This window comes from Streptomyces sp. NPDC002276 (assembly GCF_053891435.1).
Window position 1 is genome coordinate 161,076 of sequence record NZ_JBSFCQ010000015.1, and the last position, 26,121, is coordinate 187,196.

26 protein-coding genes are annotated in these 26,121 nt (G+C 70.1%); 13 read left to right on the forward strand and 13 right to left on the reverse strand.

The features are described from left to right. The first annotated feature begins 104 nt into the window (after positions 1–104). Complete coding sequence (locus ACWIHT_RS33015; RefSeq protein WP_456171962.1) at positions 105–710, forward strand: TetR/AcrR family transcriptional regulator C-terminal domain-containing protein; 606 nt, start codon at positions 105–107, stop codon at positions 708–710. 2 nt (positions 711–712) lie between these two features. Here ACWIHT_RS33015 and ACWIHT_RS33020 read toward each other — a convergent pair whose 3' ends face one another. The 3 genes from ACWIHT_RS33020 to ACWIHT_RS33030 all read right to left on the reverse strand — a co-directional run bounded on the left by ACWIHT_RS33020 (position 713) and on the right by ACWIHT_RS33030 (position 3,888). Continuing rightward, a complete protein-coding gene (locus tag ACWIHT_RS33020; protein ID WP_456171963.1) occupies positions 713–1,951 on the reverse strand; it encodes a hypothetical protein in 1,239 nt (412 codons plus the stop codon). 93 nt (positions 1,952–2,044) lie between these two features. Then, positions 2,045–3,247 (reverse strand): PP2C family protein-serine/threonine phosphatase, encoded by a 1,203-nt coding sequence (locus ACWIHT_RS33025; RefSeq protein WP_456171964.1) that lies wholly within the window; start codon positions 3,245–3,247, stop codon positions 2,045–2,047. Between the two features lie 5 nt (positions 3,248–3,252). Further along, complete coding sequence (locus ACWIHT_RS33030; RefSeq protein ID WP_456171965.1) at positions 3,253–3,888, reverse strand: NAD(P)-dependent oxidoreductase; 636 nt, start codon at positions 3,886–3,888, stop codon at positions 3,253–3,255. A gap of 103 nt (positions 3,889–3,991) precedes the next feature. On the opposite strand from ACWIHT_RS33030, the gene ACWIHT_RS33035 reads away from it, so the two are divergent. Then, positions 3,992–4,438: a hypothetical protein gene (locus ACWIHT_RS33035; protein WP_456171966.1), complete on the forward strand. Its 447-nt coding sequence runs from the start codon at positions 3,992–3,994 to the stop codon at positions 4,436–4,438. A 61-nt stretch (positions 4,439–4,499) separates the two neighbouring features. On the opposite strand, the gene ACWIHT_RS33040 is transcribed toward ACWIHT_RS33035, so the two are convergent. Continuing rightward, positions 4,500–5,069, reverse strand: a complete 570-nt coding sequence (locus tag ACWIHT_RS33040; RefSeq protein ID WP_456171967.1) for an SH3 domain-containing protein — start codon at positions 5,067–5,069, stop codon at positions 4,500–4,502. A 188-nt stretch (positions 5,070–5,257) separates the two neighbouring features. Here ACWIHT_RS33040 and ACWIHT_RS33045 point away from each other — a divergent pair, with 188 nt between their 5' ends. The 3 genes from ACWIHT_RS33045 to ACWIHT_RS33055 all read left to right on the forward strand — a co-directional run bounded on the left by ACWIHT_RS33045 (position 5,258) and on the right by ACWIHT_RS33055 (position 9,335). Further along, complete coding sequence (locus tag ACWIHT_RS33045) at positions 5,258–6,187, forward strand: hypothetical protein (RefSeq protein WP_456171968.1); 930 nt, start codon at positions 5,258–5,260, stop codon at positions 6,185–6,187. 161 nt (positions 6,188–6,348) lie between these two features. Beyond that, positions 6,349–7,347 (forward strand): endonuclease/exonuclease/phosphatase family protein, encoded by a 999-nt coding sequence (locus ACWIHT_RS33050; protein ID WP_456171969.1) that lies wholly within the window; start codon positions 6,349–6,351, stop codon positions 7,345–7,347. A 26-nt stretch (positions 7,348–7,373) separates the two neighbouring features. Continuing rightward, positions 7,374–9,335 (forward strand): FUSC family protein, encoded by a 1,962-nt coding sequence (locus tag ACWIHT_RS33055; protein WP_456171970.1) that lies wholly within the window; start codon positions 7,374–7,376, stop codon positions 9,333–9,335. A 16-nt stretch (positions 9,336–9,351) separates the two neighbouring features. Here the strand turns inward: ACWIHT_RS33055 and ACWIHT_RS33060 are convergent, their stop codons facing one another. Beyond that, positions 9,352–9,885, reverse strand: a complete 534-nt coding sequence (locus tag ACWIHT_RS33060; RefSeq protein WP_456171971.1) for a hypothetical protein — start codon at positions 9,883–9,885, stop codon at positions 9,352–9,354. Positions 9,886–10,099: 214 nt separating this feature from the next. Here ACWIHT_RS33060 and ACWIHT_RS33065 point away from each other — a divergent pair, with 214 nt between their 5' ends. The 3 genes from ACWIHT_RS33065 (at position 10,100) to metG (ACWIHT_RS33075) (ending at position 15,291) form a co-directional block, all read left to right on the forward strand. Further along, complete coding sequence (locus tag ACWIHT_RS33065; RefSeq protein ID WP_456171972.1) at positions 10,100–11,842, forward strand: VWA domain-containing protein; 1,743 nt, start codon at positions 10,100–10,102, stop codon at positions 11,840–11,842. Between the two features lie 136 nt (positions 11,843–11,978). Then, entirely contained in the window at positions 11,979–13,703 is a 1,725-nt protein-coding gene (gene metG / locus ACWIHT_RS33070) for a methionine--tRNA ligase (RefSeq protein ID WP_456171973.1), read from the forward strand. A 4-nt stretch (positions 13,704–13,707) separates the two neighbouring features. After that, a complete protein-coding gene (gene metG / locus ACWIHT_RS33075; RefSeq protein ID WP_456171974.1) occupies positions 13,708–15,291 on the forward strand; it encodes a methionine--tRNA ligase in 1,584 nt (527 codons plus the stop codon). Here metG (ACWIHT_RS33075) and ACWIHT_RS33080 read toward each other — a convergent pair. Beyond that, a complete protein-coding gene (locus ACWIHT_RS33080) occupies positions 15,288–16,025 on the reverse strand; it encodes an SDR family NAD(P)-dependent oxidoreductase (protein ID WP_456171975.1) in 738 nt (245 codons plus the stop codon). The genes metG (ACWIHT_RS33075) and ACWIHT_RS33080 overlap by 4 nt on opposite strands. Before the next feature lie 116 nt (positions 16,026–16,141). Between ACWIHT_RS33080 and ACWIHT_RS33085 the strand changes: the two genes are divergently transcribed. Then, complete coding sequence (locus tag ACWIHT_RS33085; protein ID WP_456171976.1) at positions 16,142–16,792, forward strand: TetR/AcrR family transcriptional regulator; 651 nt, start codon at positions 16,142–16,144, stop codon at positions 16,790–16,792. A 46-nt stretch (positions 16,793–16,838) separates the two neighbouring features. Continuing rightward, a complete protein-coding gene (locus ACWIHT_RS33090) occupies positions 16,839–17,315 on the forward strand; it encodes a hypothetical protein (RefSeq protein ID WP_456171977.1) in 477 nt (158 codons plus the stop codon). 52 nt (positions 17,316–17,367) lie between these two features. On the opposite strand, the gene ACWIHT_RS33095 is transcribed toward ACWIHT_RS33090, so the two are convergent. From ACWIHT_RS33095 to ACWIHT_RS33110, 4 genes are all read right to left on the reverse strand, one after another. After that, entirely contained in the window at positions 17,368–18,723 is a 1,356-nt protein-coding gene (locus tag ACWIHT_RS33095; protein ID WP_456171978.1) for a pectate lyase family protein, read from the reverse strand. Between the two features lie 149 nt (positions 18,724–18,872). Then, positions 18,873–19,067, reverse strand: coding sequence for a DUF397 domain-containing protein (locus ACWIHT_RS33100; protein ID WP_456171979.1), 195 nt, complete (start codon positions 19,065–19,067; stop codon positions 18,873–18,875). An 18-nt stretch (positions 19,068–19,085) separates the two neighbouring features. Further along, positions 19,086–19,265 carry a DUF397 domain-containing protein gene (locus ACWIHT_RS33105; RefSeq protein ID WP_456171981.1) on the reverse strand — a complete coding sequence of 60 codons (180 nt, stop codon included), beginning with the start codon at positions 19,263–19,265 and terminating at the stop codon, positions 19,086–19,088. A 3-nt stretch (positions 19,266–19,268) separates the two neighbouring features. Continuing rightward, entirely contained in the window at positions 19,269–20,111 is an 843-nt protein-coding gene (locus tag ACWIHT_RS33110) for a helix-turn-helix domain-containing protein (protein ID WP_456171982.1), read from the reverse strand. Positions 20,112–20,327: 216 nt separating this feature from the next. Between ACWIHT_RS33110 and ACWIHT_RS33115 the strand changes: the two genes are divergently transcribed. The 3 genes from ACWIHT_RS33115 (at position 20,328) to ACWIHT_RS33125 (ending at position 22,554) form a co-directional block, all read left to right on the forward strand. Beyond that, complete coding sequence (locus ACWIHT_RS33115; protein ID WP_456171983.1) at positions 20,328–20,750, forward strand: ATP-binding protein; 423 nt, start codon at positions 20,328–20,330, stop codon at positions 20,748–20,750. Between the two features lie 80 nt (positions 20,751–20,830). Continuing rightward, the gene (locus tag ACWIHT_RS33120) at positions 20,831–21,733 is read left to right on the forward strand and encodes a hypothetical protein (RefSeq protein WP_456171984.1); all 903 of its coding nucleotides are present in this window, start codon (positions 20,831–20,833) and stop codon (positions 21,731–21,733) included. Positions 21,734–21,774: 41 nt separating this feature from the next. Beyond that, the gene (locus tag ACWIHT_RS33125; RefSeq protein WP_456171985.1) at positions 21,775–22,554 is read left to right on the forward strand and encodes a hypothetical protein; all 780 of its coding nucleotides are present in this window, start codon (positions 21,775–21,777) and stop codon (positions 22,552–22,554) included. A gap of 13 nt (positions 22,555–22,567) precedes the next feature. Here ACWIHT_RS33125 and ACWIHT_RS33130 read toward each other — a convergent pair whose 3' ends face one another. The 3 genes from ACWIHT_RS33130 to aspS form a co-directional block, all read right to left on the reverse strand. Continuing rightward, positions 22,568–22,942: a hypothetical protein gene (locus tag ACWIHT_RS33130; RefSeq protein ID WP_456171986.1), complete on the reverse strand. Its 375-nt coding sequence runs from the start codon at positions 22,940–22,942 to the stop codon at positions 22,568–22,570. A gap of 162 nt (positions 22,943–23,104) precedes the next feature. Further along, positions 23,105–24,067: an intradiol ring-cleavage dioxygenase gene (locus tag ACWIHT_RS33135; protein ID WP_456171988.1), complete on the reverse strand. Its 963-nt coding sequence runs from the start codon at positions 24,065–24,067 to the stop codon at positions 23,105–23,107. Positions 24,068–24,196: 129 nt separating this feature from the next. Then, entirely contained in the window at positions 24,197–25,960 is a 1,764-nt protein-coding gene (gene aspS / locus ACWIHT_RS33140) for an aspartate--tRNA ligase (protein ID WP_456171989.1), read from the reverse strand. Positions 25,961–26,121 lie beyond the last annotated feature (161 nt).

A 26,121-nucleotide genomic window follows, 5' to 3' on the forward strand; every position in this document is an offset into this window, starting at 1 on the left:
CTTATCCAGTGGACAAGAGAGTCCGTTTGTATATTGACCACCGGACAAGAGAGGTCAGGGACTCACGGGCTCACGGGCTCACGGAGTCACGGAGAATGGGCGTTATGGGCATCAGCCGTGCGGCGGTCGTCGACGCGGCGCTCGACGTGCTCGACGAGCAGGGCCTGGACAAGGTGACCATGCGCGCCGTCGCGGACAGGCTGGGCGTGCAGCACAACACCGTCCGATGGCACGCGGACAACAAGCAACGGCTGCTCGTCCTCATGTCCGACGCCATCCTCGCGGGACTGGACGTCGACACCCTCCCGCCGCGGTGGGACGACCGCGTCCGCGCCCTCGCCCGCTGGTGCCGGGCAGCTCTCCTGGCCCATCGCGACGGAGCACGCCTGCTCTCAGGCCTCTCGACCACGGAGACCAATACGTACCGGCTGGCCGACACGATGATCCAGACTCTCCTGGACGCGGGTTTCCCGCCCCGAACGGCGGCCTGGGCCAACTGGACCCTGTTCTATCTGATCCTGGGCATCACACAGGAGCAGCAGGCCCAGTCCGCCGACGCGGCCGACCCGGTCCTGGCCTTCGACGACGACTCGTTCCCGGCGCTGCGCGCAGCCTCCGCGCACATCGTCGCCGGTACCTTCGACGAGCGCTTCGAGTTCGCGCTGGACATGCAAATGACGGCTCTGCGGGTGGAGTTGGCCAAGGGCTAGCCCTACGGCTGGAGTTGGAGGAGCTGCTTCCGTACGTGGTCCAAGGCGCCCGCGCGGCGACCCGGCACCCGGCCTCTCAACTCGGCCAGCGCGAGGCCGAGTTCACGGGCGAGTGCGGGGTCGTGAATCTGTCCCCACTGGTGATGGGCGCGGTCGACCGCCGCCTCGACGGCGGGCACACCGGGTGACTGTCCCACCGCCAGCCGCGCGGACGCCACCGCGAGCCAGGCCCGGCAACTGCCCACCGGGTCCCCGGCCAACATCGCGAGATCGGCCCGCACTTCCGTCCAGTGCAAGGCCTGCTCGGACCCCCGCCCGTGCGCCCGTACGGCGGCCTGCTCGTGCTCGGCGGCGAGGGCGTCGGCGTCGGGGTGACGACCGGCTTGGACGGCGGAGGAGATGGCGGTGTGGGGGTCGCTGTCCTGGTCCTGGCTTGGGGCTGCGTCCTCTTCTTGGCTCGGGCCCGCATCACTCTTGTGACGCCGGGCACCCTCCCAACTCCGTTCATTTTCCAGCCCGTCTGGGGGTCCCCCCTCTGGGGGAGTTTGAGGACGAGGCCCCTTCAGGGCCGACGGGGGTCTGGGGGCGGAGCCCCCAGGGACGCCAGCAGCAACCCCCAGTGAGGCAAGCAGCACGTCCGCATAGCCTTCCGCGCCCAGCCGACCCACCGCCAGCTGGTGCAACTCCTCCACCGGCGGCCGGTGCCCGCTCCGCAACACCGTCGCCACCGCCTTCATGTACGTCGGCGCAGCCACCCCCCGCCGGGGCGGCGGCGGTGCGATGCGACCGTAAACCGCGTGCGTGCGGCCCGAGTCGAGCGGGTGGGCGCGCAACCACTGCCAGGTCTCCGCGTCGGCGTGGAGGTCGAGGAGGAGGGTTGTCGTGCCGGGTGCGCGCAGGCGCAGTTCCTCGCGGATCCAGGCCCACGGGAGCGCCGTATAGCGGACCGTCGACGGAGTCGTACGCGCCAGCGCCAGGTGCGGAAGGTGCTGTTTGCGGTCGAGTTGGAGCTGCCCGGTGATGAACATCGTCAGCGGTCCGGGGGCGGTCGCGGCGGCCCGGAGCCGGGTGAGTACCGCCTGCGGCTCCAACGGGTCGGCGAGTTCGACGACGTTGGCCGTCTCCGTGCCGGACAGCACGGCCGGGGCGACGGCCGCGAGCACCGGGAGCACGGACGCCGCGTCCACCAGGCGCCCCTTGCCGACCGGCGAGGCCGCGAGCAGCAGCACCGTTCCTGGCATGTGCCCTCCCCGAACCGTCGATCACTTCGTACCGCAGCACCGTAGCCTGCCCAACCTCTGCTGCTGCAAAGGGTGATGTCACAACCGGCGTTCTCAGGACCGCCGTACCGCGAAGATCGTGGTGTCGTCGGCGAGCCGGCCGCCGCAGTGGCGCAGGGTGCCGTCGCGGACGTGGGCGACCAGGCGGTGCGGGTCGGCGGTGCCCGGGTCGAGGTGGACGCCCTCGGTGACGTCGTCCTTGAGGGGGTAGAACGCGCCCGCGCTGTCGCGTGCCTCGGTGACTCCGTCGGTGACGATGAGGAGGGTCTCGCCGGGGGCGAGGGTGATGCGGAGGGTCGGCGGTGGGCCCTCCATGCCCGCCAACTCGCCAAGACCCAGCGGGAGTCCGTGTCCGGGCGGCAGCGACCGTACGCCGAACGGGCCGACCACCAGCGGGGGTTCGTGCCCGAAGTTGACGACCTCGACCGTGCCCGGGTCGCCGGCGGGGAAGCTGAGCAGGACGGCCGTGGCGAAGCGGTCGACGTCCTCGCGGCCGAGGGCGGCGAGGTGCCGGCCGTGGCGCAGCATCCGGACCTCAAGGCGGGCGGCGACGGTCGCGAGGTCCGTCTCGTGGTAGCCGGCCTCGCGGAACGTGCCGAGCAGCGCGGCCGCCGCCTCCACCGCGCCGAGGCCCTTGCCCTGGACGTCGCCGACGAGGGCGCGGGTGCCGTGCAGGCCGGGCTGGATGTCGTAGAAGTCGCCGCCGACGCGGGCGACGGCGTCCGCGGCGAGGTAGACGGCCGCGTGGTCGAGGCCGCCGAAGCCGGGCGGCAGCGGGCGCAGCAGGGTGCGGCGGGTGGTCTCGGCGACGTCCCGCATGTGCAGCATGCGGCGTTCGCCGCGGACCCGGACCACGCAGGCGAGCACGGCGAGGGCGCCGCCGACGCCGACGAGGATGAAGTCGGGCAGGCCGGTCTGGTACTGGCGCGGCCAGGCGTGGTCGGCGAGCGCGTAGGTGGCCACGCCGAGGAGCGCGAAGACGGCCGTGCCCCACACCCCGCAGATCGCCGCGGCGATACCGGGCACGAGCACGATCCAGGAGACGGTCCGGAACTCGCCGCCCGTGTACCAGTCGACCAGCAGGATGGTGATCAGTACCAGCAGCGGCGGCACCCAGGCGACGCTGCGCCCGCGTACGCGCAGCAGCTGCTGCCGCCGTAGGGCATCGCTGTCACCGGAGCCGGAATCGGAGCCGGAACCAGCGTCGGAGCCGGAACCGGAGCCGGAGCGCACCGGTATGAGTCCGCGGCCGCTCACGGCCGTCAGTACGCGACCGAGATCCGGGTACGCGGGTGGGCGTGCTGTTCGAGTTCGTCGACGAAGGCGACGGCGTAGTCCTCGGCGCTGACGAAGCTGCGGCCCTGGTCGTCGGTCATGAACGCGTCGCCGCCGACGCGGAACCGGCCGGTGCGTTTGCCGGGGGCGATCTCGGCGGCGGGGGAGACGTAGGTCCAGTCGGGGTCGTCGAGGGTGCGGTAGTAGGCGAGCGCGGCGCGGTGGGCGTGGGCTTCGGGGAGGTAGGCCTCGGGGAAGCCGGGCTGGTCGCTGAGGGCCTGGCCGGGGGCGACCTCCAGGCCGCCGGCGCCGCCGACGACGAGGAGCCGCCCGACCCCGGCCGCGCGGACACCCGCGACGAGCCCCTCGTTGAGGGCGAGGAACGGCCCGCGCGGGTCGCTCCCGTCCCGGGGCGGCACACAGGCCGAGGCGACGGCGTCGGCGCCGCGCGCCAGTTCCGCGACCTTCGCCGCGTCCGCCGCGTCGGCCGCCGTCGCGGTGACCCCGGGGACCGGCGACTGGCCGGAACGGCTGACCGCCAGCACCTGGTGGCCGCGGGCCGAGGCCTCGGTGGCGATCCGGCTGCCGACCATGCCGGTGGCGCCGAAGAGTACGAGCTTCATGCGCCCCAGCGAAACATGGGGCAACCGTGCCCGCACCCCGACTTGCCACCGCCTCCCCCGGGGTGTGCATTGGTAGACGGGGGCGAGAGAGAGGAGTGCTCTCATGGCTCATGCGGCACCCACACCCGGCTCCGGCGGATTCACCGCCCCGAGCGGGCTGCCCGACATCTTCGACGCCCGCGTCCACCGCGTGGCGAAGGTCGCGATCCCGGTCGTCCTGGGACTCGTCTACGGCTACTGGGCGGCGGCCAACCGTCGCGGCGGCGGCCCCATCACGGGCTGGAACATCCTGTTCGGCTTCGTGACGGCGCTGGCGTTCATCGTGCTGTGCCTGGCGGTGGCCCGGTTCGCCCCGCTGCTCAAGCGCGAACTGCACTCGCTGGTGAAGTCCGGCTTCGCGGGCGCCGCGCTCGGCTTCCTCTACAGCCAGACCGGCGAGAGCGTGCTGCGGTCCGCGGCGATCGGTCTCGCCACCACGGCGGGCGTGTTCCTGGTCTTCTTCTACCGCTACTACACGCGTGAGGACGGAGAGGGCAACCGCATCCGCTGACCCCGCACAGCAGTGGGCCCCGGCACCAACTCGGCGCCGGGGCCCACCACTTCTACGAGTTCTACGGCGCCCAGTTCCAGATGCCGCCGCCGCTCGACGACCCGGAGGCGCTCCAGCTCCACGAGCCCGAGACGCTCCACGACCCGGAGGCCGAGGTGCTCCACGAGTTGGAGTTGTCGCTCCAGTTGGGGTCGTTGTTCCAGTTGGAGTTGTTCCCGTTCGAGTCGCTGCCGTCCTTCCAGCCCGGACACGGGTCCGAGCAGGACGGCACCCACTGGCCGCCGGTGTCGACGAACGAGGCGCTGGCCCAGCCCTGTGCGCCGACGAGCCAGTACCAGTCGGAGTTCCCGTTGACGTTCTGTCCCCTGACCACGCATTGGACGCGGTCCTGGCTGCCCGGTGAGAGCGTGTCGACGGCGGGTGAGTGCGTGGTGGGTGACTGCCGCACGTTCAGATCCGTGCGGGAGACGATCGTGCCCCAGATCGGACTGCCGCCACCGCCACCACCGCCATGTCCTTCGGCGTACGTGGTCGGTGCTGCCGTCGCGGTGGTGCCCGCCGCCGCGACGGCGAGGGTGCCACCGGTGAGCAGGGCCGCGGCCAGAGTCCGCAGGGCCGGAGTGGTGCGCATGTTCGGCCTCCTTCTCCCCGGTTCCAGGAAACACCCGTTCGGGTCAACCCTCCACCCGAGAGCGGAACGGCCAGTTCCGCCAAGGGTTCCGAGGCCAGGGCACCCGTTCGGCTTGACATCGCACCCGAATGCAGGCAATTACCGGCACCCGGCTCGCGCCCCGCACGCCCCGCCCGTGTCCTGGGGAGGTGCCCCCACGACTCCGGAGCGCCCTGTCGGCCGTACTCGTCGCCCTCTCCTGCTTCCTGACGCCCTTCGGCGCGCTGGCGGCCTGGGCGGCGTACGGGCTGACGGACTCCGGCCGCTACGTCACCGCGATGGCGCCCCTCGCGGCCGACCCGGCCGTACGGGATGTCGTCGCGGACACGGTCGGCGCGGGCATCATGCGCGGGATCCATGTGGACGGGATGCGCGGCACGGTGGGCGGGATGCGCGGCACGATGGCCCCCTTCGTGCACGACGCGGTGCGCTCCTTCACCAAGACCGAGGCCTTCCGGCTGGCCTGGGACGAGAGCAACCGGGCCACCCACGACGCCGTGCTGCACGCCCTGCGCGACGAGGAGGGCAGCGGCGCCGTCACCGTCGACCTCGCCCCGGTCGCCGCCCACGTCAAGCACCGACTCACCCACGAACACGTGCCGTTGGCGGACCGCATCCCCGTCCAGCACACCGAGGTCGCGGTCCTCCCGGCCGGTGAACTGGGCCCGCTCCGAAGGGAGTTCCACGTGCTTGAGGTCGCCGGCTTCTGGCTCCCCGTCACCGCCGCCGTCTTCGCGGTCACCGGCATCGCCGTCGCCGTGCGCCGCCGCCGCGCGATCACCGCGACCGCGCTCGGCACGGCCCTCGGCGGCGCGCTGCTCGGCCTCGCCCTCGCGATCGGCCGCCAACTCACGGTCTCCGACCTCCCCGCCGAGGTCTCCCAGGCCGCGGGCGGCGCGATCTACGACGCCCTCACCTCGACCCTGCGCACAGTCGCCTGGCTGCTCCTCGGCCTCGGCCTGACGGTCGCCGCGACGGCCTGGCTCACCCGATACGCCCGCCCGGCACGGGAGTTCGTACGACGCCGGCGAGCACCCGCGGCGGAGGGGGCGCAGCAGCCGACCCGGGTCCAGGCCTGATCAGGGATCAGGGATCAGGAGTCACTGACTCCTGATCCCTGACTCCTGACTCCTGACTCCTGACTCCTGACTCCTGAAATCCTGATTCCCGGGGGAGTTCCCGGCCCACGTGGGATGATTCGGGCATCCGGCATCTGCGTCCACCGGCGGAAGGTCATCACGTGGGCACCGTGACCTCCGAGTGGACCGCCGCCGACTTCGTACCGGAACGCCACCGGGGCCGGCACTTCACGTTCTGGTGCGCGGGCCTGCTGTTCACCGCCGTGAGCGTGGTCGTCGGCTGCCGTACGGCCGACACCGACGCGATCACGCCCGTCCCCCAACTCCTCGCCTTCTTCCCGTGGTTGCTGGCCCCCGTCGGCCTCGGACTTCTCCTCTCCCTGCTCTCCCGCTGGCGACTGGGACTGGTGTGGGGAGTGGCGCTGCTCGGACTGCTGGCCTGGTTCATCGAGCCGTACGGCAAGAGCGGTGAGCCGACCGGGCCCGCGATCGCCGAGTTCCGGGTGCTGACCTCGAACGTCGAGTTCGGGCGGGGGACCGGCTCCCTGGTGCCGGTGATCCGGCGGGAGCGGCCGGACGTGGTGTTCGTGGAGGAGTGCGAGTACACCTGCCAGGCCACCCTGCGGCGGGACTTCGGCACCCAACTCCCCTACCGGCAGGCCGTGGTGGCGGCCGGCTCGCACGGCTCGGTGGTTCTCAGCCGCTTCCCCCTCAAGGGCACGAAGGGTGTCACCGGCACGATGGGCATGCCCGGCGCGGTCGCGGACGTCGACGGCCATCCCGTCCGCCTCCAACTCGCCCACCCCATGCCCCCGTTGCCGAACCAGGTCGGCCTGTGGCGCCGCGAGCTGGGCAGGCTGCGCACCTTCGCGGCCACCGACCCGACCACCCCCACCGTCCTGGCCGGAGACTTCAACTCCTCCCAGGACCATGCCGCGTTCCGCCGCATCCTCGACACCGGCCTGCGCGACGCGGCCCGCCTCGCCGGACACCCCCGTACCCCCAGCTGGCCCGAGCGCCTGCTGCCCACCTTCGGCACCCAGATCGACCACGTCCTCCTCTCGCCGGACTTCTCCGCGAACAGCGCCCGCTTCCTCGACCTCGCCGACACCGACCACCGCGCGCTGCTGGTGGACATCGCGCTCCACCAGCACGAATAACGCGGGAGGCCGCTCATAATGGGCGCATGTCCCGCGAGTTCCCCATCGGCCTCACACCCCCCGACTGGCTGGTGAGGAACCTCCAACCCCAGCAGGCCCCCCTCAACCGCCCGGCGATCGCCCGCGCCGCCGTGGCGATGTCGTTCCCCCTCACCCTCGGCCTCGCCACCGGACACACCTCCTACGGCGCCCTCGCCTCCATGGGCGCCCTCTCCGGCGTGATCGGCGACACCGCCGACGCCTACCGCATGCGCATCCTCAACATCGCGATCCCCCAGCTCTTCGGCGCGATCGGCGTCACGCTCGGCGCGGCGGTCTACGGCCACGGCTGGTACGCGGTCACCGCCCTGACCCTCATCGCGCTCGCGTCCGGGATGATCTCGACGATCGGCGCGGTGGCCTCCGTGTCGGGCCTGCTGCTGCTCCTCAACTCGGTGATCGGCGCGGGACTTCCGCTCCCCGGCGCGTGGTGGCTGGCCCCCGTCCTGATGTCCGGCGGCGGCCTCCTGGTCCTCCTCCTCGCGCTCCTCGCCTGGCCGTTGCGCTCCGGCGTCCCGGAACGGACGGCGGTCGCGAACACCTACCGCACCGTCGCCGACCTCCTCACCACCTGCGGCGACGACCCGACGGCGGCCTACGACGCGACCCGCCAGGCCGTCACCCAGTCCCTCAACCAGTCCTACGACCTCGTCCTCGCCCGGCGCGCCCGCCACCACGGCCGCAACCCCGAACTCACCCGCCTGCTGGCCCAGTTGAACGCGATCACGCCGGTCGTCGAGGCGGCCCCCGCGGTCCATCAGTCGGGCCGCTCCCTTCCGCCGGGGATCCACGACGCGGTCCGCCATCTCGCGCACGCCGTCGAGACGGGCTACACCGGTCCGATAGGGCTCGACCTCCCCGCCCCCACCAGCGAGACGACCCGCGCGGTCGACCACGCCCTGCGCCACGCGGCCGAGGTCGTCACCGCGCCCGATGTCGACCCCCGGGGCATCGACGACCGCCTGGGCCGTCCGGCGGCCCTCCGCATCCGGGCGGCGCGGGCGGCCCGCAACGTCCTTCTCTCCTCCGGCTCCTGGCGCTACGGCCTGCGCCTGGCCCTCTGCATCGGCCTGGCGCAGATCCTGGTGTCCACGGTCCCGGTCCCGCGCTCGTACTGGATCGCCCTGACGATCACCTTCGTCCTCAAGCCCGACTTCGGCTCGGTCTTCTCCCGGGCACTGCTGCGCGCGCTCGGCACGGTGGCCGGGCTGGTGATCGCGGCGGCGGTCCTGTCGGCGGTACCGAGGGGCTGGTGGGACGTACTGGTCCTGCTCGTCCTGGCCCCCCTGATCCCCGCCCTGACCCCCCGGGGCTACGGCTACCAGACGATGGCGATCACCCCGGTGATCCTGCTCCTGTCCGACATCCTGAACCACCAGGGGACGGCACTGCTGCTCCCGCGACTGGTGGACTCGTTGATCGGTTGCGGTATCGCGCTGATCGCGGGCTATCTGCTCTGGCCGGAGAGCTGGCACACGCGGGTGGGGGACCGGTTGGCGGAGGCGGTGGCGGACACGGCGCGGTATGTGGAGTCGGCGTTCGGCACGCCCGGTTCCGCCGGTGTGGAGGCCGATCCGGCGGTCCGGGCCCGGATGCGGCGCCGCCTCTACCGGGACCTGTCCGTCATCCGCACGGAGTTCCAACGCGCCCTCACCGAGCCTCCGCCCACCGGCCGCCTCGCCGCCGGCTGGCTCCCCCTCGTCGTCGCCGTGGAACGGATCGTCGACGCGACGACGGCGGCGAGGGTCCGGGTGAAACACGGGGCGCCGCCGCCGTCATCGGCGGAGGTGACCCAAGTGGCACTCCAGCTGCGGGAGTTGGCGGAGGGGGTGCGCGAGTCGGAGGTGCTGGTGGAGGTCCGTACGGATCTGACGGGACCGGCGGGAAGTGTGCTGGAGCCGCTGCGGCAGGAGGTCGCGGCGGCACGGGCTATCGCTTCACCGCACTGAGTGCACCGCGCTGAGGTCAGGTCAGGGAGAAGTCGGGATCGGGCAGGGAGAAGAAGGCCGAGATCGTCTCTACGGTCCGTTCCTCCCTGTCCTCCCGGTCGTATTCCGCGTGCGGCCCGATGAGCCGCGCGGCGGTGAGGGCGGGTGACAGCAGATCCGGGTGGTCCCCGACGCCGTAGGCCAGGGTCTCGAAGCTCATCCCGCAGACGACGCGTCCCTCGCGGAAGTAGTCGAACCGGGGGCCGTGCGCCTTGGCCATGCAGGGTTCCGTGGTGAAGACGGCGAGTTCACCGCCGTCCCGGCACAACTGCCGGTAGTCGGCATCGTCGTAGTCGTCGTGGCTCCAGCCGAACATGTCATGCATGACCAGCCCCCATTCGCCTTCACCGCCCTTGGCGTACGCGAGCGGGATGCGCCGTGCGGCGAGCAGCCCTCGCGTGAGCGCGTCCAGCGACATCCCCCGGAAGAAGACGACGTTGACCTCCTGATGACCGGCGAGCGGGCCGTGTATCCAGTGGGTGCGGTACGTGCGGTGCGTCACGTGTGTCATGGAAGGCACGGTAGGGGGACCCACTGACAATGCCCGTCGTTCGGTGAAGTGGCAGGTGAACGGGTGAGCGAAGTGGTGGCTGAAACAGGGGGTGTTGACAGAAGGCCTCCCACGCGCGTCGACCCTGCCTAAGATCGCCGTCCGGGGCCGCTAACCTTACGTGTCCGTCCTGGCCAGGGATTGACGGCTTCAACTCACGCGAAGGGTTGCGCACATGGGCATTCTCACTCTCCTGCGGAATGCGTTCGGCAGGTCACGCAAGGAGCGTGCCGCGGAAGCAGAGAGTGCGGAACGCACTCCTTCGCAAGAGCAGCAGACCACGCGGGAACCGGACGCCAAGGTCCCGTCCCCGTCCACAGAACCCGACCTCACCACCCCGGCACCCACGGCAGTCGCCCAGGTCCCGGAACCCCGCCCGTCCTCCACCCTGGAGGACGACGAACACGAACTCGTGGCCCTGGCCTTCGACAACGTGACGGTCCCGAAGCCGGCGACATCGGAGGAAGGGGCGGAGGGTACGGAGGGTGCGGCGACGGCTGGGGTTGAGACCGAGACCGAGGGTGAGTCGAAGGTCGAGGCTGCGGCTGTTGTCGAACCGGTCGCGGAGACGGTGACCGAGCCGGTCGCGGAGCCGGTGGCTGAAGAAGCCGAGGCTACGGCTGAGGTGGCGGCGGAGCCCGAGGCGGAGCCGGTCGCGGAGACCGCCGCGGAAGCCGCGCCCGAGCCGGCCGCCGAGACGAAGACAGAGGAAACCGAGGCTACGGCTGAGGAGACCTCCGAGGCGGAGCCGGTGACTGAGCCGGTCACGGATGCCGCGCCGGAGCCCGTCGTGGACACCGAGCCGGAAACCGTACCGGAAGCGGTCACGGAGACCGAACCGACCGTCGAGCCGACGGTGGAAGAAGCCGAGGCTGTGGCCGAGGTGACGCCGGAACCCGAGGCGGAGCCCGTCGCGGAAGCCGCGCCCGAGCCCGAGCCCGAGGCGGAGCCGGTCGCGGAAGCCGCCGCCCCCGAGGCCGAGCCGGTCGCCGAGGTCGCCCCGGAACCGGAACCGGAACCGGAACCCCAGCCGGTCGCGGAAGCGGAAACTGAGCCGGAGGCAGTGGAGGCGGAAGCCGCGCCGGAGGCGGAGCCCGCCACCGAAACCGCCCCCGAACCAGTCGCCGAACCAGTCGCCGAACCGGTCGCCGAACCCGTCCCCGCGCTCGCGCTCGCAGCCGCAGCCGCTGCCGCCGACGGCGAGTCCGCCCCACAGGGGCCACCCGCACCCGACAACGAGTCCGTCACGGGCGGTGCGGGTGGGGAAACGATCGAGGCCGAGGGCGTAGCCGAGGCCGTGGGCAGCGACTCCGCCGCCGTCGCCCTCGCCAAGGCCACCCTCACCGGTACCCGAGCGAAGACCTACCTCGTCCTGGACCGCTCCGCGAGCATGCGCGCGTACTACAAGGACGGTTCCGCCCAAGCCCTCGCCGACCAGACCCTCGCCCTCGCGACCCACCTGGACCCGGACCCCACCCCCACCGTCCACGTCGTCTTCTTCTCCACCGAAGTGGACGGCACGACCGACCTGACCCCCACCTCCCCCGACAACGCCGTCGACGAGGCCCACGCCGGCCTCGGCCGCATGGGCCGTACCAGCTACCACGCCGCCGTAGAAGCCGTACTCGCGCACTACGACGCGAACGCCACCCCCGGCACCCCCGCCCTGGTCGTCTTCCAGACGGACGGCGCCCCGGACGCGAAGACCCCGGCGACCCAGTCCCTCACGGACGCCGCGAAGTCGCACGCCTCGGTGTTCTTCTCGTTCGTCGCGTTCGGCGACCACGACAACAAGGCCTTCGACTACCTCCGCAAGCTGAAGACCGACAACACGGCCTTCTTCCACGCGGGCCCGACCCCCCTGGAGCTCACGGACGCGGAGCTCTACGACGGCGTACTGATCGACTGGCGCCCGTAACCGCACGGCCGTAGGACAACGTGCCGCCCGCTTCCCACCCCGTAAAACGGGAGGCGGGCGGCACACCCATGTCGGCTACGATTTCAAGGTTCGCACCACACAGCACACCAGCAGACCGACCTGGGAGCAGCCCCCGATGGCTCGACACCTCATCACCAGCGCCCTTCCGTACATCAACGGGATCAAGCACCTGGGCAACATGGTGGGGTCCATGCTCCCGGCGGACGTCTACTCCCGTTACCTCCGCCAGCGCGGCCACGACGTCCTGTACATCTGCGCGACGGACGAACACGGCACCCCGGCCGAACTGGCCGCGAAGGAACAGGGCATCCCCGTAGCGGAGTTCTGCGCGCAGGCGCACGACGCGCAGAAGGCGGTCTACGACGGCTTCGCGCTGGCCTTCGACTACTTCGGCCGCAGCTCCTCCCCGCAGAACCGCGAGATCACCCAGCACTTCGCCCGCCGCCTGAACGAGAACGGCTTCATCGAAGAGCGCGCGATCCGCCAGGTGTACTCGCCCACGGACGGCCGTTTCCTCCCGGACCGCTATGTCGAGGGCACCTGCCCCCACTGCGGCTACGACAAGGCCCGCGGCGACCAGTGCGAGAACTGCACCCGCGTCCTGGACCCGACCGACCTGATCAACCCGCGCTCGGCGATCTCGGGCTCCACCGACCTGGAGGTGCGCGAGACCAAGCACCTCTTCCTCCTCCAGTCGAAGCTCCAGCACGAGGTCGAGGAGTGGGTCGCCGCGCACGAGGAGGAGTGGCCGCAGCTCGCCTCCTCCATCGCCCGCAAGTGGCTCACCGAGGGCCTGCACGACCGCGCGATCACCCGCGACCTGGACTGGGGCGTCCCCGTCCCGGCGGACACCTGGCCGGAGCTGGCGGCCGAGGGCAAGGTCTTCTACGTCTGGTTCGACGCCCCGATCGAGTACATCGGCGCGACGAAGGAGTGGTCGGACCAGGACCCGGAGACCCGCGACTGGAAGTCCTGGTGGTACGAGTCGGACGCGGGCGAGAACCCGGTCCGCTACACGGAGTTCATGGCGAAGGACAACGTCCCGTTCCACACGGTGATGTTCCCGGCCACCGAACTCGGCATCCGCGAGCCGTGGAAGAAGGTCGACTACGTCAAGGCCTTCAACTGGCTGACGTACTACGGCGGGAAGTTCTCCACGTCCCAGAAGCGGGGCGTCTTCACCGACCAGGCGCTCAGCATCCTCCCGGCCGACTACTGGCGCTACTTCCTGATCGCCAACGCCCCCGAGTCCGACGACTCCTCCTTCACCTGGGAGCACTTCACCGCCACGGTGAACAAGGACCTGGCGGACACCCTCGGCAACTTCGTGAACCGTGTCCTGTCCTTCTCGAAGAAGCGCTTCGGCGACGAGGTACCGGCGGGCGCGGCGGCGGGCGAGCCGGAGACGAAGCTGGGCGGGCAGATCGCCGACCTCCTCGCCGAGTACGAGACCCAGATGGAGGCCCTCCAGTTCCGCAAGGCCGCGGCGGCGCTGCGCGCCCTGTGGTCGGCGGGCAACTCCTACCTGGAGGAGAAGGCCCCCTGGCTGGAGATCAAGACCGACCCGGAGGCCGCGGCCCTCACCCTGCGCACGGCGATGAACCTGATCCACCTCTACGCGGTGGTCTCGGAGCCCTTCATCCCGTCCTCCTCGGCGGCGATGCGCCAGGCGTTCGCGCTGAAGGAGGACACCGCGACCTGGGTCTCGGCGGACGAGGCCCGCGCCCTGTCCTCCGTCCCCGCGGGCACCCCCTTCACCGTCCCCCCCGTGCTCTTCGCGAAGCTCACGGAGGAGGACCTGGAGACGTACAAGGAGCGGTTCGGCGGAGACCAGGGGTGACCCGGTGACGTACTACTACGTCACCACCCCCATCTACTACGTCAACGACGCCCCGCACCTCGGCCACGCCTACACCACCGTCGCCGCCGACGTCCTCGCCCGCTGGCACCGCCGGCGCGGTGAGGACGTCTGGTTCCTCACCGGCACGGACGAGCACGGCCAGAAGATCCTGCGCACGGCGGAGGCGAACGGCGTGCCCCCGCAGGAGTGGGCGGACCGTCTGGTCGAGGAGTCCTGGAAGCCGCTGTGGGCCCATCTGGCCATCTCCCACGACGACTTCATCCGCACCACGGAGCGCCGGCACACGGACCGCGTCCAGGAGTTCGTGCGGGACCTGCACGACAAGGGTGAGATCTACAAGGGCGGTTACGAGGGCCCGTACTGCGTCCACTGCGAGGAGTACAAGCTCCCGGGCGAGCTGATCGAGGCGGAGGACGGCAGCGGCACGCTGTTGTGCGCCATCCACCGGCGGCCGGTGGAACTCCTCAAGGAGGAGAACTACTTCTTCAAGCTGAGCGAGTACGGCGACCGGCTCCTCGCCCACTACGAAGCCCACCCGGACTTCATCCAGCCCGCCTCGGCCCGCAACGAGGTCGTGAACTTCGTCCGGCAGGGCCTCCAGGACCTGTCGATTTCCCGCTCGACCTTCGACTGGGGGGTCAAGGTCCCCTGGGACGACTCGCACGTGATCTACGTCTGGGTCGACGCGCTCCTCAACTACGCGACGGCGGTGGGCTACGGCTCGAACCCGGCGAAGTTCGAGGCGACCTTCCCGGCCGACGTCCACCTGGTCGGCAAGGACATCCTCCGCTTCCACGCCGTGATCTGGCCCGCGATGCTCATGGCCAACGGCCTGCCGCTGCCGGGCCGGATCGCCGCCAACGGCTGGCTGCTGGTCGGCGGCGAGAAGATGTCCAAGTCGAACCTGACCGGCATCAGCCCGCGGTCCCTGACCGCGCACTTCGGCGTGGACGCCTACCGCTGGTACTTCCTCCGCGCCATCGCCTTCGGCCAGGACGGCTCCTTCTCCTGGGAGGACTTCACCGCCCGCTACACCAGCGAACTCGCCAACGGCTACGGCAACTTGGCGTCCCGGGTGACCGCGATGACGGCGCGCTACTTCGACGGCGCGCTGCCCGCGCCGGGGGAGGAGACCGAGGCCGAGCGCTCACTCAAGTCGGGCCTGCTGAGGGCGACTTCGGAGGCGGACCACCGTATCGGCGACCAACTCGACTTCCAGGGCGGCATCCTGGCCGTCTTCGACTTCGTCAAGCAGGTCAACGGCTATCTGACCGACCAGGAACCCTGGAAGGTCGCCAAGTCCGACTCCCCCGGGGCCCGCGACCGCCTGGCGACGATCCTCTACACGGCGGCCGACTCCCTCCGCGCGATCGCGATCCTCCTCGCACCGGTCATGCCGGAGACGTCGGAGCGCCTGTGGGACTCCCTGGGCGCGGGGGCGACCCTCGGCCCCCTGGCCGACCAGCGGATCCGGGACGCCTCGGCCTGGGGCGCGCTTCCGCCCGGCTCCCCGGTGACGAAGGGCGAGGTTCTCTTCCCGCGCCTCGACGACCGTACGGACTCCTAACCGAGCACGCTGAACGTGTCCTCGGCCCGGTCCCCCCGCGCCACCAACTCCCAGGCGCCGTCGGCGATTTCGTCGGGGTCGAGGGTCCTGTCACCCACATCCCCGAACTGTTCCGGGTCGGCCGTCACCAGCTGGTGGATGTCACCGCGCTCGATGAGTCCGCCGATGACCAGGTTCCCGGCGTAGACCCCGGTGTCGGCGAGCGCCGCGTTGAGGGTCAGGGCGTAGTTGCGCAGGGCGGCGGACGAGACGGCGAGCGCGCCGAGCGCGGGCATCGGCACTACGGCGCTGAGCCCGCCCGCGAACACGAGGGCACCGCTCCCGCGCTCGACCATGCCGGGCAGCACCTTGCCCACCACGTCGACGGCCGGATACATCCAGCTCATCGCCTCCTGGACACCGGCGGAGTCGGTCTCGGTGATCGACTTGGGGCGGCTCTCATCGAGGTCGAGGGCGCCCGGCCCGTAGTAGACGAGGTCGATACGGCCGTAGCGCTCGACGACGGTGTCGAGAACCGAGCCGAGCTGCTTGGTGTCGCGCACATCGGCGACGTAGGACCGCGCTTCGACGCCCGCCTCCGTCAGCTGCGCGACATAGCCGGCGTGCCGGGTGTCGCTGCGGGACACCAGCGCCACGGCATACCCCTCGCGGCCGAAACGGTGGGCGACGGACATGCCGAGGCCGGGGCCGACCCCGAGGACGACGGCGACCTTGGGCTGTTGCGCTGTGGGCATGGCGGAGCCTTCCGGGGTGAATTCACGGACACGGCTAACTTGAGGCGCACCTCAACTTACATTTCCGACCGTAGCACGGAACCTGAGGCTCACCTCAAGTTCCGTATGATGGCGTCATGCACCAGCCCGCCCCCACCCCCGCCCCCAAGCCCCTACGGGCCGACGCCGCGCGCAACCGGGCGAAACTGGTGGCCGCCGCCACCGACGTGTTCGGCGAGCGTGGGCTCGACGCGTCGCTGGAGGAGATCGCCCGGCGGGCCGGGGTCAGCATCGGCACGCTGTACAACCACTTCCCGACCCGGGAGGCGTTCTGGGACGCGATCTTCCCGGAGCGGCTGGCCGCGCTGGAGCGGATCATCGACTCGGCGCTGGCGGCCCCGGACCCCTGGGACGGGTTCGTCGGGTACCTGGAGGGACTCTTCGCGCTACAGGCCGAGGACCACGGCCTCAACGACGCGCTGGCGCAGCGGTTCCGGGCGGCGGGAGAGGTCGAACAGGCCTGTCACCAGGGCTTCCGGCGCGCGGAGCAGATCATCGAACGGGCCCGGGACAGCGGGCAGTTGCGCCCCGATTTCGAGCCGGAGGACCTGGTCACCCTGATCTGGGCGATGTCCCAGGTGATCCGCGAGTCGATGGCGACGGCGCCCGACGCCTGGCGCCGCTGCCTGGGCTTCTTCCTCGACGGTCTGCGGGCTGGTGCGGCGCGTCCCCTCGCGGTGCCACCATTGACCCCGGGTCAACTCAGCGAGGTCATGCGGGCTCGGTGACGGACCCCGACGTAGACGTGTTCGCGCCAACCCGTAAGGTGCCGCCATGGCAGTCCCCGAGGTCATCCCGATCGCCTACGACCCGAATCAGCGCAGCGGTGCCGTCGGCCGCTACGCGGACGGTCAGTTCCTGGCGTCGGTCACCTACGCGTTCCCCCAGGGTTTCCGTCCCGGCGACGGCTGGGAAGAGCAGAAACGTCTCTACACGGTGCTCCACACCTTCGACGCCGCGGGGCGCTACCGCGACTCGGAGATCTGGTGCGCCGGTACCTGGGCCGAGCAGCAGCGCGCCCCGCACGGCGACGGGTCGGTCCTCTCCCAGGCCCGCATCCACCTGGCGAAACTGCTCCGCGCCCTCCCCCGCCGCAGCTACACCGACATCGCGGTGCGCCCCTTCCAACGCACCGTGGACGGCGTCCTGTTCGGCCTGCTGGTCGAGGAGGACGAGGACGGCAGCTGGGCCGAGCTGTACCCGGACCGGCACGCCTTCGGGCCGCCGTGGGACGGCACGTACGACAGCTGAGCCGCAACTTCCCTGTCGGTAAGGGAAGTTGCGGCTCCGAAGCGCGCGACCGCTACTTGAGCACCCCGGCCCCGGTGGTGGTGGCGAGCTCCGTCGGGAGGTTCTTGGCGGAGGTCTCCAGGCCGGCCGTGAGGGTCGGGGTCCAGTTCACGGTGGTCTTCAGCTTCTTGGAGTTGGCGGCGTTGTAGGCGGCGACGAGGTCGGTGGCGGTGCCGTTGACGAGGTTGCCGCCACCGGCGATGGACCCGGTGCCGTCCCCGCTGAACAACTTGCCGACCTTCTGACTCGCGGGAATCTTCCAGTAGTTGTCCTCGGCCACGACCTGCGCCTTGGCCCGCGAGTTGACGCTGTACTGGAGCACGTACCCGTTGAGGTTCGTGGTGTCGTAGAAGTTGTTGTAGATGTGGATCTGCCCGATCCGAGCCAGCGGAGCCCTCTGCACAATCCCCTTCCACACGTTGTGGTGGATGGAGACGCGCAGCTTGCCGACGCTGTCGGTGTCGCTGCTGCCGATGAGCATCGTCTTGTCGTGGTTGGTGAACTGGTTGCGCTCCACGGTCACCAGGTCCGAACCCTTGGTGATGTCGAGGTCGCCGTCGTGGATCTGGTACTGGCGCCCGTAGTACGTCGGGTCGGAGGTGTCGAGGCCGGGCGCGTCGGTGAACGTGTTGTGGTCGGCCCAGACATGCGTGGCACCGCGCAGCGTCACGGCGTCGTACTGCGAGTTCCAGTTCCCGCTGTCCCCGTCCGTCGGGTCCCACTGCGGGAAGCAGTCCTGGGTGGCGGCGAAGGTGAGGTTCCGCACGATGACGTTGTCCACGCCCTGGATCTGCAACATGCCGCCGGTGATCCCGGCGTTGGTGCCGGGCACGCCCACGACGCTCGTGTTGGCGGGCACCCGGAAGATGACGTTCTTCCCCTGCTTGGCCTGCGCGGCGGCCCGCGCCTTCTCCTGCGTACCGGAGGGCAGCTTGGAGGTCTTGTAGGTGGAGGGGTCGAAGGCCTTGAGATAGGCGGACAGCGAATACCCGGTCCCCGCCGAGTAGTCGGCGCAGCTCAGCTTCTTCCCCGAGTCGTCGGTGTTGGCGTCGATCGTGCCCTTGATCTTCACGATCCGGGGCGTGGTGTCACTGGCCGACCCCAGCGCCTTCACGAGCTGGGCGCGGGTGCTGACGGTGAAGGTGTGCGCGGCGTCCGCCTTCGCGCCCCCGGTGGTCCCGGTCCCGGACGAGGCCCAGCCGTCCTTGGCGGCGAGGGTCTGGTGGTACAGGTCGACGCTGGTACTGGCGGCGTTCGCGTTGAGCACGAGAATGCCCGCACCGATGCCTGCGGCGGCTGCGGCAGCGGTGACGACGAGGGTGCGGCGCTTGCGGAGGGAGCGGCGGTGAGAGGGGGAAGGCGTGGCCACGGGGGAGTCCTTTGGTGCGGCGAGGGGGTTACGACTCCTCAGTGGCCGTGGAGATCAGGAAGGTTGCCGCGGTTGCGAAGATTTTCGGGACGGGGGGTGCCCACCCCAGGGGCACCCGAAAAAAAGTGTGTCGCTTTGGCGGGAGAGTGTCACGCTTTTTGAAGGGGGGTGGGGGGCCCGTGCAGGCGACGGAGGAGGGCAGCGAGCCCGGTGGAGGAGACGGCGAGTATTCGGGCAGGGTCGTCGCTCTCCCGGAGCAGCAACCCACCTTCAGAGGCGGCCACTTCCACGCAGTTGGCCCCGTCACTTCCGCTGGAGAAGGTCGACTTCTGCCACTGGATCACGTCTCACAGCTCCTTCAGCTATCGCGGGTCGGCTCCGAGACGGCGTAGGAGTCCGGCGAGACCGGTCGATGTGACGAGGAGTATTCGAGTGGGGTCGTCGCTCTCGCGGAGAAGGAGTTCACCTTCGGAAGCGGCCACTTCCACGCAGTTGGCGCCGTCGTTCCCGTTGGAGAAGCTGGATTTCTGCCACTGGATCATGTCTCACAGCTCCTTGGCCATGCGGTGTATGTAGGCCCGGGACCGGGACGGGTCCAGGGAGACTGCTTCCACCTTACGAAAGAGCGTTCGCATGGCCAGCAACTGCGCAGGCGCATCCACGAACGCCGTGTCGTGGGCGGTATCCCTCTGCCCCGTGTCCAGCGCCGGCACGCGACCGCCCATGTACAGCAACTCCGCGCTCGCGCCCGCGAAGCCGTCCACATCGAAGGGGATCACCCGCACGGTGACTCCCGGCCTGTCCGACAGCTCAAGCACGACGTCGAGCTGCGCCCGCGCAACCCGCCTGTCGGCCACCCTCGTACGCAGCACGGGTTCGTGGAGTACCGCCAGGTAGGGAACGGCCCCTAGGACTTCCCTGCGCCGCAACCGGTGCTCGACCCTCAACTCGATGTCGGGCTTGGGTAGTTCCGGGCGCCAGTAGGCGAACACGGCCCGCGAGTACTCCTCGGTCTGCAGCAGCCCCGGCACATGTGCCGTAGCGATCTCCTGGAGATACGCCGCGCGATCCTGCAGCTCCGCCAGGTCGCAGAACACGGGTGGCAGCACGTCCCGGTAGTCCTCCCACCACCCCCGCGTGCGATCCGTCGCCATCTCCACCAATGCGTCGACCAACTCGGCGTCCGCACAGGCGTAATGCGCCGCGAGCATGCGCACACGCTCCCCACTGACCCCACCGACACCCGCTTCGATGTGGCTCATCTGGGCCGAGGTCGACCCCAGGAACTGAGCAACCTCTCGCGCGGTCATCCCCGCGGCCTCCCGCAACCTGCGCAGTTCGGTGCCCACCCGCACCTGACGCACAGTCGGCCGAACCCTCGGCGGCATGGTGGCCCCTTCTCAACTGGCGCTCGCAGCTTCCCTCTTGCGGGGTCAGACTACGCAAGCCGCTTGCGGCGGAGCAAATTAATGCCCTACCGTCGGTGACGCACCGCACACCCTGCGGAACCCGGGCCCCGGAAGCGCACCGCCCCGCCATGCCATGCCGGCCGCGACAAGCCACCGTCGACCCGCCAACTCCCCCTCCCTGACCAGGAGTCACGCATGCCCGAAACCGAAGTACCAGCCGCCCCCTGGGAGTACACCCTCACCATCCCCCACGACCTCCGCGCCGTCACCGTCAGCCGCCGCACCCTCCGCCTGATCCTGACGATGCACGGCCTCATCGCCCTGGTCGACACCGCCGAACTCCTGGCAACCGAGCTGATCTCCAACGCCGTACGCCACACAAAAGGCCCCGCGATCCTCCGGATCACCTGGAAACCCGGCACTCTCCGCATCGGCGCCTGGGACACGGACCCCGAACCCCCGGAGCCACCGCGGGAGTTGACCAAGCACCTGGACCCGGAGGGCGGCCGCGGCCTGGTCCTGGTCAAGGCCTGCGCGGACCAGTGGGGTTGGCAGCCACTGCCCAAGAACGGCAGCAAGGGCAAGTACGTCTGGTGCGAACTGACCACGGCGGCCTGAACGTTCCTCCGCCCCTCGAAAGAGTGAACGTCACCCATTCGACCGGACATCCCCGTCCTTGATCCACCTAGGTTGCGCACATGGTCACATCAACCCACGAGGCGACCCACCGGCTCTTCCAGGAGCATCCGGAGGCCCTCACCCTCGTCTTCGAATCGCTGGGCATCCCGCCGCCCGCGAAGTCGGACTTCGGCTCGATCACGCCCGACGCCACCGAAATCCGGCCCCTGGAACGCCGGGTGGACACCGTGCTCAAGTTCGAACCCGCCATGGGCGAGAGCTTCCTGCTCGCCATCGAGTCCCAGACCAAGAAGGACCCGGACAAGGCGAAGAGCTGGGCCTACTACGTGGCCCACCTCAGTGCGAAGTACGACATGCCGGTGCTGCTGGTGGCCGTATGCCGGGACCGGTCGACGGCGAAGTGGGCAGCCGGTCCCTTCGAGTGCGCCGTCGGTCCATGGCCGACCCAGGTCACGCGCCCGTTCGTGCTGGGGCCGGGCACCGTCCCGGTGATCACCGACGAGTCGACGGTTGCCCGGCAACCGGCGCTCTCCGTGCTCTCGGCCATCGTCCATAGCGACGACCGGCGAGCGCCCGCCATACTGGAGACGCTGGCCCGCGGACTCCTGTCATTCGACTCAGGTACCACGGCGTATTGGTTCGAGGTAACGGAAGTCGGCTTGGAGAACACTCCGGCCAAGAAGAAATGGAGAGAGCTGATGTCGAACGTCATCACCCACTTCCCGGGCCACGGGACGCTCTTCGAGGAGAAGTACCTGGAGGGCAAGACCGAGGATCGCGCCTCGCTGATCCTGCGTGTGCTGGAGAAGCACGGTATCGACGTCCCCGAGGACATCCGGGACCGCATCACCTCCTGCACCGACCTCGACACCCTCACCCTCTGGTTCGACCGCTCCCTGACCGCCTCCACTGCCGAAGACCTGTTCGTCGAGGCGCCTGAGGCCGACCAGCCCAGTGCATAACCCGTCGTCGGGGCTGACAGTCAGCGCATAGGCTCCACCGCATGCCTGAACTGCCCAGTCTTCACGAAGCCACCGTCGACGCCATCGTCGGAAGTGTCGGTGGCGCGACACTTCCCTTCCAGGAGGCCATCGGCCGGAAGGGGAGTCACGGGACGTTCTTCTGGTTCAACGAGCTTGTCGACAGCGCACCGGACGGTGACGTGATCCGGCAGTTCCTCGTGACGGCCGGGGAACTCACCCGGGGTGTCGAGTTGGCCGAGGTGACCATACGGCCGGCCCTGTGCGACCCCGCTCCCAGCGCCGGGAAACTGATGCTCACCGACTTCGCCGAGGGCTGGATCCACCTGGGGGATCTGGGCGTCGCGGTGATGCCCGCGGCCGTTCTGCACACGTACGCCGACCGCAAGGGCTGGCGCTGGAACACCGACGAGATAACCGACGGCATCGCCGCCCGCGACGAGGACATCGCGCGGATCGGCGCCGAACCTGTCGTAGCGTACGTCCTCGGTCATGACGTGAATCCGGACGACGGTGCCCGCGATCAGGCCGCGGTGGTCGGTGAACTCGCCCGCGCGGACGACGGGACCGTCCGCTGGGGCGGCCTGCTGCCCCAAGGGTGCGTGGGCGCCCCGGTGTTCATGTCCGTCCCGCTGGAGGGCGACAGCTTCAAACTGGTCTGCGTAGGCGTCGCCCTGCCGCGCGACGACCACGGCTTCGGCCACCATCCCGTGGCCACCTTCGACGCCGTACGACGAGCCCTGCACGCACTCGCAGCCGACGCCCCGCCCCGCCGACGCCGCTGGTGGCAGCGGCGCGGCTGACCGGCCCGATCTCCTACGCCGCCGAGTCCGCCAGTACCGGCCCGCTCCCCAGAGCGGCGCGTGCCGTGGCGATGTGGGCCAGGCCCTCCTGAGCCGTGCGGGTCGCCTGGGCGTATTCGTCCGCCGTGTGGGCCGCGGACAGTTGGGCGCCCGCGGCCCGGTGGCATTCCGCCGCGGCCGTCAGCGCCCGCGTCGCTGTTTCGCCCGCGCCCGCCCAGATCCTCGCCTCGGGGACGGACAGGCCCGCGCCGAGCCGCAGTACCCAGCCGCTGGCCTCGACCTCCGCGTCGAGGTCGGACAGGGCCCGCGGCTGGTGCGAGCGGCGCTGCGCGACGACGGCGAACGCCGCCCCGGCTGTCAACAGCAGTGCGAGTACGACGTATCCCATCGCTTCCTCCCGGCCTTCACGGTCAACGGGCCGGGCGGTTCCGGCCTCGTACGTCCATGACACGCCCCGCCTCTGTGCAGGCACATCGATATTCCTGTGTGTCCGCTGCGAGGTTTCCATGGTGGGGTGCCGGAGGGGCGTACGAGGCCGATGTGGTGGTCGTCAGCCTGTCGTGGCCGACGGTGAGGCGGACGCGGAAGCCGACGGGGCCGGGCCTCCTCCGCCGCCCGTGCCGTCGTTCGTGTCGTCCGGTTCCACCGCCAGGGTCAGATGCGCGCGTACGCCCCGGCCGATGCGGCGCCTGTCGTACTTGAGGTAGAGCAGGCCGCCCTCGTGGCCGTTCTGGGGATAGATCCCGTCCTCGGTGAGGGTCGTGCGGGTCGCCGTGTTGGAGACGTACGGCTCCAGGACCGCCGTCGCCAGGACCGACTTCTCGTCGAAGAAGAGCTGGCCCGTGTGGCAGGTGTGGCCGCCCTCGTAGCCCGCGTCCGTCCACTCGCCGTCGACGTGCACCTTGACGTGGATGTGGACGCAACGGCCCTGGTACCAGCCGGGGAACACCGTCTTGAACGTGACCTGACCGTGGCGGTCCGTGTGCCAGGTGCCGCGCAGGAAGCGGTCGTCGTCGGTGGGTTCCTGGTGGCCTCCGCCGCCACCGGGCGGCGGGCCACCCGTCGGGGTGCCGGTCGGGGTACCGGAGGGCGGCGCGCCCGTCGGGGCGGGGCCGCCACCGCCGCCGCCCGCCTCGTAACCGGAGTAGACGCCGGTCGCGTTGCAGTGCCAGATGTCGACCGCCGCGTTGCGCAGCGGTCTGCATGTGTCGGCGTCGATCACCTTCAACGCCAGCGTGAGGGGGATGCCCTCCTGGTCCTCCGTCACATCGCGGCGGATCTTGTCGGCGTCGATGTAGTACGGGCCCTCGACCAGCTCGGAGGTGAGTGTGTAGCAGGCGTCCTGGGGCGCGTCCTGGGGCGCCTCCTCCGGCGCGGCCGAGGCGCTCGCCGACAGCGCTCCGGCGGCACCCACCGCCGTCACCGCCACGCCGCCCGCCACCAGGACCGTACGGCGCGCCAACCGTCCACTGTCTTCGGGTACTTGAGCTTCGGGTACTTGGGAATCCGTCATGGCCCGGAAGGTAGAGGTAAGAAACATGACATGAACATGAGAATGCGCTGTGAATCCTGTGCACAAGCGAAAGGGCTCGAAACCGATCCCGGTTCCGAGCCCCAACTCCCGCCTAACGCCTAACGCCTACTACTTCGGCTGCGGCTTCCGCACCGAAAGGTGCAGCTCCCGCAGGCGCGTCTCGTCCAGCTCCGTCGGCGCGCCCATCATCAGGTCCTGCGCGTTGCCGTTGAGCGGGAAGGAGATCGTCTCGCGGATGTTCGGCTCGTCGGCCAGGAGCATGACGATGCGGTCGACGCCGGGGGCGATCCCGCCGTGCGGCGGAGCGCCGAAGCGGAACGCGCGCAGCATGCCCGCGAACTGCTCCTCGACGGTCTCGCGGTCGTAGCCCGCGATCTCGAAGGCCTTGAGCATGATGTCGGGCTCGTGGTTCCGGATCGCGCCGGAGGAGAGCTCGACGCCGTTGCAGACGATGTCGTACTGCCAGCCCAGGATGTCCAGCGGGTCCTGGGTCTCCAGGGCCTCCAGACCGCCCTGCGGCATCGAGAACGGGTTGTGCGAGAAGTCGATCTTCCCGGTCTCCTCGTCCTTCTCGTACATCGGGAAGTCGACGATCCAGCAGAAGCGGAAGACGCCTTCCTCGAAGTGGCCGGCGCGCTTCGCGGCCTCCACCCGCACCGCGCCCATGATCTTCGAGACCTCTTCGAACTCGCCCGCGCCGAAGAACACCGCGTGGCCCGCCGCCAGCGACAGGCGCTTGGTCAGCTCGGCGACGTTCTCCTCCGTGAGGAACTTCGCGATCGGGCCCGTCAGCGAGCCGTCCTCGGCGACGCGGACCCAGGCCAGGCCCTTCGCGCCGAGGGTGACCGCGAAGTCACCGAGCTGGTCGAAGAACTTGCGGGACTGCGACGCCACGTCCGGCACCGCCAGCGCACGGACGTGTTGCCCCCTGAACGCCTTGAAATCCGAGCCCTCGAACACGTCCGTGATGTCGGTGAGTTCGAGCTTCGCGCGCAGGTCCGGCTTGTCGGAGCCGTACTTCACCATCGACTCGCGGAACGGAATGCGCGGGAAGGGCGAGGTGACCGGCTGGCCGCCGCCGAACTCCTCGAACAGCTCCGTCATCAGCTTCTCGATCGGCTGGAAGACGTCTTCCTGCTCTACGAAGCTCATCTCCACGTCGAGCTGGTAGAACTCGCCCGGCGAGCGGTCCGCACGCGCGTCCTCGTCGCGGAAGCAGGGCGCGATCTGGAAGTAGCGGTCGAAGCCGGAGATCATCAGCAGCTGCTTGAACTGCTGCGGGGCCTGCGGGAGGGCGTAGAACTTGCCCGGGTTCAGGCGGGAGGGGACCACGAAGTCGCGCGCGCCCTCGGGGGAGGTCGCCGAGAGGATCGGGGTGGCCATCTCGTTGAAGCCGAGGGCGACCATCTTCGAGCGGATCGAGGCGATCACCGAGGACCGCAGCATGATGTTGCGGTGCATGCGTTCGCGGCGCAGGTCCAGGAAGCGGTACTCCAGGCGCCGCTCCTCGTTGACCCCGTCCTCGGTGTTGATCGTGAAGGGGAGCGGGGCGGCGGCACCAAGCAGCTCGACCTCGCCGACCTCGACCTCGACCTCACCGGTCGGCAGGTCCGGGTTCACGTTGTCCGTGCCCCGGGAGACGACCTTGCCGTCGACACGGACCGTCGACTCCTTGGTGACCTTGTCGAGAGCCTCGTACGCGGGCGTGCCGGGGCGGGCGACGAGCTGCGTGATGCCGTAGTGATCGCGCAGATCGATGAAGAGGATGCCGCCCAGGTCGCGCCGATTGTGCAGCCAGCCACTCAGCCGGACGTCGGTGCCGACGTCAGAGGCGCGGAGCTCGCCGCAGGTGTGGGACCTGTACCGATGCATCGTCGTTCATCCAGCCTTCGCGGATCAGAGTCTGTTTCATGTGTTTCACGTGAAACATCCGGGGCCGGAGCCCGGACCCCCCAAGGGTACCGGCCACCCATGGAGCGCCTCCCCACCATTAACTCGGGGCTCCCTCGGTGGCAGGGTTCGATCTCACCTTC